Annotated in this window: 9 protein-coding genes; all 9 read right to left on the bottom strand. The window is 46.9% G+C overall.

Annotated elements, in window-relative coordinates:
* Nucleotides 1-56: 56 nt before the first annotated feature.
* The 9 genes from ACKTT9_RS09810 to ACKTT9_RS09850 all read right to left on the bottom strand — a co-directional run bounded on the left by ACKTT9_RS09810 (nucleotide 57) and on the right by ACKTT9_RS09850 (nucleotide 12809).
* Nucleotides 57-1658 carry a response regulator gene (locus ACKTT9_RS09810; protein ID WP_407871397.1) on the bottom strand — a complete coding sequence of 534 codons (1602 nt, stop codon included), beginning with the start codon at nucleotides 1656-1658 and terminating at the stop codon, nucleotides 57-59.
* Entirely contained in the window at nucleotides 1633-3426 is a 1794-nt protein-coding gene (locus ACKTT9_RS09815; RefSeq protein WP_407871398.1) for a sensor histidine kinase, read from the bottom strand. The genes ACKTT9_RS09810 and ACKTT9_RS09815 overlap by 26 nt, the downstream gene beginning before the upstream one ends.
* A gap of 245 nt (nucleotides 3427-3671) precedes the next feature.
* Entirely contained in the window at nucleotides 3672-3896 is a 225-nt protein-coding gene (locus ACKTT9_RS09820) for a hypothetical protein (RefSeq protein ID WP_407871399.1), read from the bottom strand.
* A gap of 100 nt (nucleotides 3897-3996) precedes the next feature.
* Nucleotides 3997-4971, bottom strand: a complete 975-nt coding sequence (locus tag ACKTT9_RS09825; RefSeq protein WP_407871400.1) for an NAD(P)-dependent alcohol dehydrogenase — start codon at nucleotides 4969-4971, stop codon at nucleotides 3997-3999.
* A gap of 122 nt (nucleotides 4972-5093) precedes the next feature.
* Complete coding sequence (locus ACKTT9_RS09830) at nucleotides 5094-7757, bottom strand: LuxR C-terminal-related transcriptional regulator (RefSeq protein ID WP_407871401.1); 2664 nt, start codon at nucleotides 7755-7757, stop codon at nucleotides 5094-5096.
* Between the two features lie 200 nt (nucleotides 7758-7957).
* A complete protein-coding gene (locus tag ACKTT9_RS09835; RefSeq protein WP_407873001.1) occupies nucleotides 7958-9793 on the bottom strand; it encodes a UbiD family decarboxylase in 1836 nt (611 codons plus the stop codon).
* 114 nt (nucleotides 9794-9907) lie between these two features.
* A complete protein-coding gene (locus tag ACKTT9_RS09840) occupies nucleotides 9908-10429 on the bottom strand; it encodes a cupin domain-containing protein (protein ID WP_407871402.1) in 522 nt (173 codons plus the stop codon).
* A gap of 292 nt (nucleotides 10430-10721) precedes the next feature.
* Nucleotides 10722-11825 (bottom strand): IS4 family transposase, encoded by a 1104-nt coding sequence (locus ACKTT9_RS09845; protein WP_407869802.1) that lies wholly within the window; start codon nucleotides 11823-11825, stop codon nucleotides 10722-10724.
* A gap of 330 nt (nucleotides 11826-12155) precedes the next feature.
* A complete protein-coding gene (locus ACKTT9_RS09850) occupies nucleotides 12156-12809 on the bottom strand; it encodes a DUF1796 family putative cysteine peptidase (RefSeq protein WP_407871403.1) in 654 nt (217 codons plus the stop codon).
* Nucleotides 12810-12865 lie beyond the last annotated feature (56 nt).

Raw genomic sequence — 12865 nt, forward strand, 5'->3', positions numbered from 1 at the left:
GTATTGGAATCCTCCAGAAAAAGACACGCACGATTCTTTTCAAGTTAAGCATTATTCTATGATGTTCGCCCGCCGAAATACAATTTGCGGAATTCAGTAGGATACATACCTTCGAGTTGTTTAAAGCTGCGGCTAAAATGATTCGGGTCGGCGTAGCCGATTTTTTCCGAGATTTCGAATATTTTGTAATCGGGATTTTTGAGCAGCTCTCTAGCCGTTTTCATCCGAACGTTGGTGATGTAATCCGTGATCGTTTTGCCGGTTTCCTTTTTAAATAAAATACTCAAGTAATTTTCGGTGTAACCGACTTTGCACGCCAAATCGGCCACTTTCATCGGCAAATTATACTGATCCGTAATGATGCGCATGACGGCTTGAATCTCGGGACGCAGCTTTTCTTTGCCATGCTGCCGCTTGTAATCCATGAAGACGGGAATCCAGCCGACGAACCAATCTGCCAATTCCTGAAGCGTTTCCGCGTTCCGGATCACATGATACGGGTATTGATTCTCGTGAAGCGTCACGGAATAAATATCGTTGCCATCCGCTTTAAGACTGCGAGAAAACATATGCAGCAGACTGAGCCACGTCTCGCGCAGCATAAGCGGAGGCACGTCTTTTTTAGCTAGCAGCTCTTGCGTCCAGTCCTTCAGCCGCTGCCTAAGTCCAGACGTATCCTGTTCGTCAATCCGTTTGCGTAAGTCCTCTTCGTCCCAAGGATCCGACTGCCGGTGCGCAGCAGAGGGAATCTGGTGGTAGGAAACGATGCACGAGCGTCCGAAATAAAACCGATAGCTAAGCGAATAATCCGCCTTCTCATAAGCTTGTTGAAGCAGATAAGGATCCTCAAGTGGCGGAGAAACACCGCAGGAGATGGAAATTTTCAAGAAAGTGTGCACCGCGTTTTGCATTTCCTGCAGAACAGCAGGGTTCAATTGGCCGATGAGCACGCAAAATTTGCCGCCACCGATCTCGAGCAATTCCCCATTGCCATATTTTTTTAAAATCTCGCTGAGCACATTCTTGACTGTATATGTCAGAAGTCTATCGCTTTGAAACCGGTTATTATGCGTTAGTTCCTCATAAGATTCGATCTGAATCGCAATCGCGGACAGAGGAGCAGGGAAAGGTTCCAGTTGGAATTCAATGAATTCCTGCTCAATTTCTCTGCGGGAGGAATGGCCCAGTACGAGCTCGCGCAGCCGCTTTTCCTTTACTTCGCTGCTGTATTGATTCACTTTTTGCTCCAGCTTTGTATAAGCGGTTTGGCCTTGCTTCTCAATCTGAAGTTGTTCCTTAATAGCACGAAGCTTTTGCATAAGCTCGGAAGGTTGGATTTCCAGTTTCGTTATGTATTCTGTAGCTCCAAGCCGCAGGGCCTTCTGCACATACGCAAAATCGCTATGATTTGATAGAATGAGGCATTTCATGGCCGGCCAGCGTTCTCGGATGATTTGGAGCAGCTCCAGGCCATCCATGTCCGGCATGCGGATATCCGTAAGCACGATTTCGCAAGGATGATTTTCCAGAATCGCCAAAGCTTCGAGGCCGCTCGCTGCTTCGCCGATCACTTGGAATTCCTCGTTATTCATAGGAATAATCGTTTTTAACCCAATACGTACCAAAATTTCATCATCTACGATCAGAATGCGCATCATGAGGCTCCCTCCTGTTAAGTGGCAGTATCAATGTCAATCGAACACCTTCGTTCGGAGAGCTGGCGATGTGTATGCCGTATTGTGCGCCGAAATGCAGCTTGATTCGTTCATTCACATTCCGAATGCCGATGCCGCTGAACTTGACGTGGGGTTGATGAAGTTCGTTCTCCACTTGCTGGATTTTCTCCAAGCTCATGCCGACACCATTATCCTGCAGAAGGATGTGCAGCTTACCGGCGACTTCCATCGCTTGGAGCTCGATGATTAGCGGAAAGTGGTTGCCGTGTATAATACTATTCTCGACAGCCGGCTGAAGCGTAAATTTCAACATTTCACAGTCGAGCAGCGATTCCGGAATATCGAATAAGAACTTGATTTGGTCATGGTAACGAATTTCCTGCAAGGAGAGGTAGACCTGAATGTAGTCCAGTTCTTCACGGAGCGTCACGAATTCCTGTTCGTTGCGCATCGTGAAGCCCAGCAGCTTGCCGAGCTTCGTAATCATTTCGCTGACGTGCTCTGCGCCCGAAAGAATGGCCATCCACTTAATGGAATTAAGCGTATTCAGCAGAAAATGAGGATTGATTTGTGCTTGAAGCGCTTGAAACTGCGCCTTCTGCTTGCGCTGCTCCTCATCGTATAAGTTCGCAATCAAATGCTGCAGATGGCTGACCATTTTGTTGAAATTACTGCCCAAGACGGCGATTTCATCTTCGCCTTTTATCGTGACCATCGTATTAAATTCGCCTTTTCCGACCTTGTTCATCGACTTGGCGAGCTGCTTGAAAGGACTTGTCACGCGAAGCATTAGTATGATGAAAGCGATCGCAAATAAGAGAAACCAAGCGATGATCCAACTGATGGACTTATCTTTCTCACGGCTTAGTTGTGTGGCAAAATCCTTTTGATTCATCAGTTGGACCAGCCGCCAGCCAAGCTGGGGGACATAGGCGTCATTTACGAGGTAATCCTGGCCGTCCAACGTTATTTTTTGAATGCCGCTTGCGTTCTTGTGCATGTCTTGGAGTGACTCTGATGCTTTAAAATGACTCGATGAACTGTCGCCGAGCAAAAGCTTTTGGTCCTGGTCTAACAGAAAAGAGATGACGCCGGATTCCTGCTGCTGGCGCAGCTCCTGTGCGTTATAGAAAAATATCGGGATCGGCACCCCAATCATGAAAATACCGTAATTGCTCGTATATTCGCCATTAACTTGTCTAGTCATGACAACGAGGTCTTGGCTGCTGGCCGCTGTGCGCAGCGTGTAGGGCACTGACCAGTAGGGAGAGCCGCCAAGCTGCAGGGTGGGTTGATACCAGCTTTCCTTGCGATAGGAGGCAATATCCGTCTTGGTGACCGCTGACCAGGTGGTGTGTGTATAACCCCGGTTGTCATAGAGACCTAAGTAAGCATCGCTGTCGAGGAGCAGGTCTTTCACGTTAGACAGTTTTTTTTGCAAGCTGGTTAGTTTAATGAAAGAGCTGTAGCTATCGGACCAATCAGCAGGCTCTCGAAGGAATTTTTCAGTTTCCGGATCGTTGATAATCAGGCTGGAGGCTTTAATAATACGAACGGCCAGATCGTTCATCCTATCTGCTTTTTGGGCAACCGCGGCTTGGTTAGATTGATTGAGCTGCATTTGGACAATAAGCTCAGAGGAATTGTAGAAACGGTAAAGAATGATAACGACGGGTAAAATGATGAGAACAAATAAGGAAATAAGTATTTTCCCGCGCAGTGTTTTGAAGGGACTTCGCAGTAGATTCATGGCCGTCACCATTCCTGTATTTTCCTAGTAGGGAGAACTATCTCTATCATACAACGGATGATTCCGATCATGCCACAGAACTTGAAAGCGTTTCAAAAGATCAAAGAATTTGCCGTAAACGAAAAAGAATTGTGCTAGTTCGGGTAGATGGATGTTAAATTAAAAAAATCCCTCGAGGTATAACCTCAAGGGAAGGAATTTTGCAGCTGAACTTTTTCGTGCCGCGGTGAAAAGTGAATCCGAGTTTACAAATCTACCTTGGATTGCACGATATTTTTAAGTACGTCACAGGAAAGATCCGATTTAAAATCTTGTATGGAATACAAAGCTTGCTGCTCATCAATTCCTAGCACGCTTGTGAAGTAATAAAGCATATGATCATAGATTGAACCATAATCTTTAAGCTCACTGGGGTTATCAGACAAATAGTGTTGATGCTGCTTGATGAGCTTCTCGGTGACTGCTTTCAAAGTGAAGTACCTCCAACGGATGATACAATCAATCTACCATATTTATTGAAGGGAGAACAGGGATAATTTTATGTTTTCATCGTTTTTATTTATGGTTAATTCAGGATTCGCTTAATCCCACGGTAATGACAACATTGCCTTTTTTATGCCCGGTATCCACGTATCGGTGCGCCTCGGCTATTTGTTCCAGGGAATAGCGCCTGTCTATGACGGATTTTATGTTTCCAGCTTCGGCAAGCTCATTGAGGAAGGTGAGGTTTTCTTTCTTTTGTTTGAGCCCTGTTGCCGCAAAGTATGCTCTTTTCCCGCCAAACGTTGATGTCCACGCCATCTGAAGCAAAATAGCGAGCGAAGGGACAGCTGAAAGGTAGATGCCATTTTGCTTAAGCGAGCTTTTGCAACGTGCAAATGAACTTTTTCCCACAGCGTCAAAAATAATATCGTAGGTATGGCCGGTTTTAGAAAAGTCCATTTTGGTATAATCAATGACATGGTCGGCACCTAGCGATTTGACTAAACTCACATTCACTTGACTGCACACTCCAGTAACTTCCGCCCCGTAGTATTTGGCAAGCTGTACCCCATAGGCACCAACCGCTCCAGAAGCGCCATTGATAAGGATTTGTTGTCCGCGCTGAATTTTGCCAATATCTCTAAGGAAAGACAAGGCCGTTAAGCCTCCATCACAGACAGCAACGGCGTCTGCATAGGTCGTGTTTGCCGGTTTAGTGGCTACCACGCCGGTTTCCGGCAAGCATTTGTATTCAGCGTGAGCGCCGAAACCAGTGCCGGCGGTTCCAACTACCTGATCCCCTTTTTTAAAAAGAGTTACCCCGCTGCCGACTTCCTCAATTTCCCCGGCCAGCTCAAATCCTGGTATCCAGGTGGGTTTCATCAGACCGCTGAACAGCCTTGTCATGAAAGGGTCGGCCCTTCGAAAAGCGCAGTCTGCTGGCGTGACGACGGTCGCATGGATTTTGATCAATATTTCATGGTCCTTCGGAATAGGTTTATCCACCTCTCGAAGCTGAAGGACGTCGGGTGATCCATATTTCGTAGTTATGATTGCTTTCATAAGCACTCCTCCGAGATCTCGCAGCTTCGGCTGGTCTTGAACAAGCCGGATATGCCGCTTGCTTAATCTACTAACAATATAGCTACAAGTAGGTATCACTGTGTAGATACTAAAGTATTGTTTTATCGGAAAAGACCTAGCTCGCGGGCGCGGGCAATCGCTTCGGTACGACTTTTGACTTGGAGCTTGTCAAAGATGCGTTGATTGTGCCCTTTTACCGTGCTCAAAGCGACGAAAAGCCGCTCGCTAATCTCACGGTTGGAGAGTCCCATGGCAATAAGCTCGAGCACTTTTAACTCGCGTTCGCTTAATGGTTCAATTAAGTTCAGGACAGGCGGAGATGAAGGATGCAAACAAGAGTTGTCAGCGTGAAAATGTTCCACAACTTCGGATGAAGCTAGCAGTTTGCTCAGATAGTCCGGATTGATCCCACGCGATTCTGCTTGGGAAACCAGCTCCGCGATTGGAATGCCTTCGTCAACAAAAAGCCGAATGTAACCGCCAGGCTCTGCCAGCTTTAGTCCTTCAACAAGCAGTTTAGAAGCTTTTGGCTTGTCCCCGTTAGCATAGAGCACAGCCACTTGCAGCGCCATTCCTTTAAGCTGTTCATCTATTGATCTGCTTTTAATGGCGTGCTGTCGTAGCGGCTCCAACAAGGCCAGTGCGGCTGGCGCATCGCCTTGGGCTAAATGTACTCGAGCCTGGCTGAAGGGGAGCTCCTGAGAATGGGCCAGCCTAGCAGCTCCCGTCAGATCGCCCTGATGGAGCAGTAAAAGCACTTGCATAGCAGCAACATCGGGTTCCCGCGATACCAAGTTTATCTTACGGATGTGCTGAGCTGCTTTGGTTAAACAAGCGGAGGCACCGGCGACATCCCCCTGGGCAAGCCTGAGCCGCGTGAAAAACAGTTCACAGAGAGCGTAGGTGTCTACGCTTTCTACTTGCCTCGCTAATTGGAGGCTCTGTTGTCCGTGCCGTTCAGCGGCATCCAACTCATTCCATTCGTAGTGTATACGAGCTAGTCCCAAATGTGCTTCGCAAGCCGCCGGGAGAGGAGGGACGCCTGCTAACTCGATCACGCGCTCATAAGACTCCACAGCCAGATGAAGCTGGCTGTCTGTTTCTTGTATGCTGCCAAGGCCTGTTGTTGCTGCAATAGTAATCATGATCGATGAAGTCGCTTGTCCGAAAGAGACGACTGCTCTATAGGCCCGGCTTGCTGCGGTGCGGTCTCCTAGAAGCTGATAGGCAAAACCGAGCGTCCAAGTGGCAGCAGCACGAACGGGCAAGTTATCAGGGTGCAGCAACTCTAAAGCGCGGAGTGACTGGGTGAGGATGATGTCACTTTGATATTGAGGGATTGCCAACATAGCTCTTATGGAGGCAATTTGTCCTGCAAGGTCACGCGCTTTGTCGTCTGGCTTGATTTTTTTTAGTGCTTTTTCCGCTGTGAGCAATTTGTGTGCCACGCTGCTGTTTTGTCCCGTAAAGACTAAAGCCGAGGCATATATCACTAACAAAGAAGGTCTGGCTTCCAGAACATTTGTGGGCAGCGAGGCCAGCCAATGTAATACGGGGGTCATCATACCGCGATAATGCAGCGGCATCCCGTTGCCTTCCACTAGACGAGCAGCACGATCTATCTGCTTCGCGGCGGCAGCATGGTGAAAAGCTTCAAGCTCGAGAGCATTTTCCTCGTACCAGCTGCTCGCACGAAGGTGCAATTCAGCTTCGGTATCTTCACCGGATGATGCAGTGAATGCGGCGTTTTGCTGCAGCCGCTTCCGCAGTAACTGAGCAAAGAGATGGTGATAACGGAACCAACGGCGCTCGTTATCCAGTGGGATGATAAAAAGGTTGGCCTGCTCAAGCCTTTTCAACGTTTCTTCACTGGAGGACGAGGGAGCGAGGCGCATTACGGCATCACACAGAGGAGCGCAGAAGCGGTCGAGTATCGATGTGTGCAGCAAGAAGGTCTGAACGTTTTCCGATTGTTTGTGCAGAACCTCTTCAACCAAATAGTCAAGAACGAAGCGGTGGCTGCCGGTAAAAGACTTGATGAAGGCAGTGGGGTCATGAAGCCCTTCCATGGAAATGGCGGCTAATTGCAGGCCAGTAACCCAGCCTTCCGTGCGCGATTCCAGCAGGGCGATATTACCCGATGACAGATTCAGCCCCATCGTCTGGTTGAGGAAAGCAGCCGTTTCCGAGAGAGTGAAACGCATGTCGGCGGCGCGCAGCTCTGTCAATTGTCCGCGTGCACGCAGCCGGGCCAGCGGAAGGGGCGGATCTTCACGCGTAGTGATAACCAGATGCATCTGCGGCGGCAGGTGCTCAAGCAGAAAGATGAGAGCATGGTGGACCGGGTCGGCCTCAATAAGATGGTAGTCGTCAAGCACGAGGACGAATTGGTGTGGAAGGCTGCTGACTTCATTAAACAGCAGAGTTAGAACCGACGCTACGGGCGGAGGATGAGGAGATTGGAGGGAACGAAACAAGCCTTCTCCAATATTCGCTCCAATGTTCTGAAGGGCTGCCGCTAGGTAAGATAGGAAACGTGAAGAATCGTTATCACCTTCATCGATGGACACCCATGCGGCAGGCCGTTTGCAAGTTGTAAGCCAATCGCTGACTAATTGGGTTTTCCCAAACCCCGCCGAGGCCGAGAGGAGGGTCAGTTTGCGGTGCAGGCCTCCATTCAGCTTTTCAATCAGGGAGGTGCGAAGAACCATGTTAGGCCGCGGAGGGGGGATATGCAGTTTAGTGGATAAAAGTGTCGTAGACATTGCTTGGTAACCACCGTTCTACGCCATCATGGCAGCGTTTTGATAGAGTTTTGTTAAATGCGCTCGTCCTTAAAGGACGACGAAGTCGTTTATCCATGGTATGTTCGACGGTGTTCATGCTTTTCCTTTGCCGCTCAGCTCCAAATGAAAACAGCACCACAACCGGATTGGTCGTGATGCTGCTTAATGCTGTGACAGTCTTACTTCTGTAAGCCGTTTAAACTGGCGCCATCGGCGAAGAATCGCATAATGTTCGTCTCAACGGTCGGGTCCGGTATTAAAGGAGGCGCTTGGTGCGGTTTGATTCGGGCATCAATGACGATATTATCGCAAGCCCAATGTTTATTCTCATAATAACTGTTCACGCCATGAATATCATGGGACGGGTTGCTGCGTGTAAAAGTTCCCCAAACGAAATTGTCAATGGACTCGCTTATAAATTGGCTGTCATCGCAGACGATGAGGAGCGGACAAGTGGGGAGCGGGCCTTTTGCCGCGATAGCCTCGCATAATTCGTTCATTTCCTTTTGCGTATCGTCATAACTTTTAAATTCAGAAACCTGAATCGCGACGATTCCCGGCATGACCAGATGAGCGTGCTCAATTCCCTTGATGTCATTGAAAACCTCAGGCACCTGGGTGCACAATTCTCTTTTTACATCCCCAACGGCCGCAAAAACAACCTTACTTCCGCTATTGAGCCCAGTACCCGAGTAATCGAGCGTATCGATGGTCGTATTTGTATGAAAATGAAGGTCGCGATGAAGATCCATTCTAGCTAAAATGTACGTTAAAAAATGCTCGACATCATGCGAATCCAGAGGCTGGCTCTCTTCTGCCGTAATGAATAAATATTTGGCCAAGCTCACTTGCCCCGTTCCTAGAATGCGATTGGCAATTGTGAGCAGCTCCGCCGGTTGTTTGACTTGTTGATAAGGGGTGTACCTTTCACTTCCGATTGCAAAAAGCAATGGATGCACACCCGCAGCATCGACGGCATGGACTTCTTTGACACCAGGAATTTCTTGCTTGATCGCATCCCCAGTTAGTTCATGAATCAAGGCGCCGAACGCCGTATCCTCTTGAGGCGGCCTGCCTACGACGGTGAATGGAAAGACCGCATTTTTCTTGGCATATACTTTATGCACTCTCATGAGTGGAAAAGGATGCGTGAGGCTGTAATAGCCCAAATGATCGCCGAAAGGGCCCTCCGGCTTCGTTTCACCAGGATATATTTCGCCTGTGATAACAAAATCAGCATCATGGCTAATGCAATATCCATCGATATAGCTATAGCGGAAGCGGCGCCCCGAAAGCAAGCCTGCAAAAGTGATCTCACTCATGCCTTCCGGCAAAGGCATCACGGCTGACAACGTATGTGCCGGAGGCCCCCCGATAAAAATACTTACTTTCAAAGGAAGTCCCTTCTTGGTTGCTTTATCCTGGTGCACGCCGATACCGCGATGAATCTGATAATGCAAGCCAATCTCCTTATTCAATTCGTACTCGTTTCCGCTCAGTTGAATCCGATACATCCCCAGATTGGAATTCATAATGCCCGGTTTATCCGGATCTTCCGAATAGACCTGAGGCAATGTGACGAAGGCGCCGCCATCCTCCGGCCAGTGTCGAATCAGAGGGAGATCAGCGATGCTGACCTCTTCGAAAGAAGCAGGCAGTCCGCCGGATACTTGGAGCGGTAGTGCTTTCCAAGCGGCGAGCCCTGTTCCGAAATGTTGCAAAGGGCTTTTCATGGCCTTCATAGGATCGCTCCGCAAAGAAATAACCTTTTGTACGCCTTCCCACGTATGGCGAAAAATATATTTGCTGCGCTCAACCGTGCCAAAAAGGTTGGAAACCGCGCGGAACTTCGATCCTTTTACATTCTCGAACAATAAGGCCGGGCCGCCGGCAGCATGAACTTTCATATGAATGGCAGCCATCTCAAGCTCAGGATCGACTTCTTCATGAATGCGAACCAAATGTCCGTTGTTCTCTAAATCCATGAGGCATTCTTCTAAATTTTGATAGATCATCATTTTCTCCAATCAGATAGCATCCCCAAAGGTCTTATTTGATACTGTCATTTTACAACAAATATCGCTAAAAATAAAAAACACGTCAAATCGACGTGTTGTTCGCGCCTCCTTTTAAACAGGAAGCAGTTCATAGGCTAACCTTTTGATAACATCCTTGTGTTGCGGGTACAGCTTAAGCAGCTCTTCCTGGGAAAATAGTTCAAAATCCTGAAAATCAAATCCAGGCGCTACCATGCATCCGACAAGTGAAAACGTATTTTTTTCCATGACCGAAGATCCGAAAATACAGTTTTTTGGCACCAAATATTGTGGGGTTTCGCCATTATCCAAATGAAGGCCTAGCTTGACTTCCTCATACGTGCCATCCTCGTGAATGACATGAATCGTAAGCGGGCTTCCGGCGTGAAAGTACCATAACTCATCGGACTTCAAGCGATGGAAATGCGAGACATCATGAGATTGCAGGAGAAAGTAGATGCTCGTATAAAGCAGTCGTGAACCGTTGAATTCGACGGACAACTCTTGATCCGTAATTTTTTCTTCCGCTTGAAAAGTACGTTTATAATAACCGCCCTCGGGGTGAGCTTCGAGTTCAAGTTTAGAAATCCAATATTCAGGGCTATTTGTAAGCATGTCATCAATTCCTTTAGTTTAGTGTAACATTCCAAGCTTGTATTATAATCTAGCAGGTCTGTGAGATCAATCATAGCTTGCTAGATAGAGAGTTTCAGTTGGCGATTTGCACGGCACGGACGTGCTGTGGATGTATGTAGCATTGGATTTCGATTTCATCCAATGTCAGATGGGAGCAATGGCCGCTGCCATCTCTATGTTGCATTTTATGCAATATTAAGGCCTCGGATCGGCTGCTGCCGCCATCTACGTTGTAAGAAGTACAGGCCTGTTGATTTACCAATAAGTGGGTTCATGAGAAAGTAAAATTACTCGTCAAATAGACCAACCATTCTGCTTGCAAATCGTTCATACCAAATAACCGATCGAATTCGGCAAAAGATAACTGGGCACTTGGATGTACTTTGGAATTTCCTTGTTCAAATACAAATTTAAGCAAGACATATACCAATAAAGCTGTGTACAACTGGCCATAAACGGCATTTGGCGTTGTTCCAAATATCATCGGTACATTCAAATGCTGCTTAATCCAACGAAAAAAAACCTCGATTTGCCACCGCTTCTTATACATCTCAGCAATTTTTTCGACAGAGGGCCTATGTAGATTGGTTGCCAGAATAACAGGATTGCCATGCGGATCCTTTAGAATAACGACACGAAACCTATTTTTTGAAAGCGTCGACTTCGCTCCTAACTGACAGGTTAAATCTTGTTCAATTGTGCCAGCAAATGGACGTTTTCGTGTCCTCCGTTTAGGTTCATGAAAATGTGTGTTATCCCTGAGGCGAATCACGAAATATTGGTTTTGTTCCTGATAATCATCAAATTGTTTATGCTTACCATAAGCGCGGTCAGCTACTAGTATGAAACGGTCGTCGCGTACGTCATTACAGCTTAATAGATCTGGGCGATTCCCCGTTGTTTCTGTAACTTTATGTAGCTGACCTGCATCTGCAATGATTGAAACGTGGAGTTTAATTCCTGCTTTTTCACCTTTTAGCGGCGCCCATGGCCATCGTTCTTTACCAACCGTAATCTTAGTGGAATCCACTACAAGCAATTCCTTAGGGATACCTAAACGACGACGCGTTGGGCGATTACATTTCTGAATCATCAGACGCAACAGCTGCTTGAACACCTCAAATGGGACATCTTTGGCTTTTTTTGAAATCGTGGAGTGATCAGCTTTTACAAGTCCACAAGAAGACATGCGTTTTTCACCATCTCGGTAGCCGTCCCATTGCTGGAGTGCGGCTTGCGATAAAAAAAGAAAGAGATCATAAACAGTAAATTTCCGCGCAGAATCAACGTAGGACTCTTCTTTGATAAGAGGAAGCACTTCTTCTTTCGGTATAATTGTTTGCAGAATATTCGAGAACATAGTAGACTTTTTCATGAGGTCGCCTTCTTTCGGATGTTTGTAGGGGTACAAACAGTTTACCGAATGGGCGGCCTTTTTACCTGCCATTTTGTGGATAATCAACAGGCCTGTAAGAAGTACAACGTGTAAGGCTGAATAGCGCGGTTTTCATGCTATTTTGATTGAATTCATTGTAGTTTGTGCAATGAAGAGCGAGGTAGTGGGGCGTAAAGCTGTTTTATGTTGTACGGAGTACAACATAGGCATGGGAGCGAGGGACGTGGCGTGGCGTGGCGCAAGGTGGTCATGCAGAGTAATCAAAAAAACCGCGATCCGAAAGGGACGCGGGTTAGCAAGTACGCCAGCTTACAGTTTTATTTTAAGTCCATTTAAAATGTAATCCCATTCTTTCAAGTTGTTCGTGCTTGGAATTTGGACCACACAGACATGATCCAATCCCCAATCTAACTCGGTAACTCTCTCTAAATTCGCAATAGGATTAACGATAAGTATTTTGAAATCACCATTGGTAATTTTGCGCAAAACAGTTTGCAATTCGGCCGTTTGGTCATAGGTGGCAAGGAGTCTAACAAATAATGAGGAGTTGGATGCTGCCGATTCTTCTAAAAACCGTCGAATGCGCAAATTCAATTTCGCTTTATAAACATGATAAGTGTAGTACCAACTTTCATTTGGAATAATAGGAAAGTCATGAACGGAGGTCACATTATAGTGCGTGTCTTTGATGAAATAGGAGGGGGCTTTCTGAACAACGGCTGCAAATTCATCGACATACTGTGAACTGCCTTCTATTACTCGCAAGTTGGAGAGGTCCATAAATCCTTCGAATTTATTGACTAATAACCTATTTACATCGGTAAGCGATGTAGAAATAACCCAATCCAAAGGCATCGAAAATTTCCTTAACTTGTGTCTCCTAAGGTGACCTGCCGGATCACAGTTCTGACCCAAGCTTGCAACTAAATCATACGTTGTTCGGCTGAGCTCTTGTAAGTTCATCCTATATCCTCCACCTTTCCACTATATATTAGATTCAAATCTAGTTGGAAAAGGTT

The sequence above is a fragment of the Paenibacillus sp. P36 genome, from assembly GCF_045866505.1.
In the GTDB taxonomy this organism is placed as follows: domain Bacteria; phylum Bacillota; class Bacilli; order Paenibacillales; family NBRC-103111; genus Paenibacillus_E; species Paenibacillus_E chondroitinus.

Coding starts and splice junctions, on each gene's coding strand:
- ACKTT9_RS09845 (WP_407869802.1), bottom strand. CDS start 11,825: ATGAAAAAGTCTACTATGTTCTCGAATATTCTGCAAACAATTATACCG.
- ACKTT9_RS09835 (WP_407873001.1), bottom strand. CDS start 9,793: ATGATCTATCAAAATTTAGAAGAATGCCTCATGGATTTAGAGAACAAC.
- ACKTT9_RS09810 (WP_407871397.1), bottom strand. CDS start 1,658: ATGATGCGCATTCTGATCGTAGATGATGAAATTTTGGTACGTATTGGG.
- ACKTT9_RS09830 (WP_407871401.1), bottom strand. CDS start 7,757: ATGTCTACGACACTTTTATCCACTAAACTGCATATCCCCCCTCCGCGG.
- ACKTT9_RS09850 (WP_407871403.1), bottom strand. CDS start 12,809: ATGAACTTACAAGAGCTCAGCCGAACAACGTATGATTTAGTTGCAAGC.
- ACKTT9_RS09815 (WP_407871398.1), bottom strand. CDS start 3,426: ATGAATCTACTGCGAAGTCCCTTCAAAACACTGCGCGGGAAAATACTT.
- ACKTT9_RS09840 (WP_407871402.1), bottom strand. CDS start 10,429: ATGCTTACAAATAGCCCTGAATATTGGATTTCTAAACTTGAACTCGAA.
- ACKTT9_RS09825 (WP_407871400.1), bottom strand. CDS start 4,971: ATGAAAGCAATCATAACTACGAAATATGGATCACCCGACGTCCTTCAG.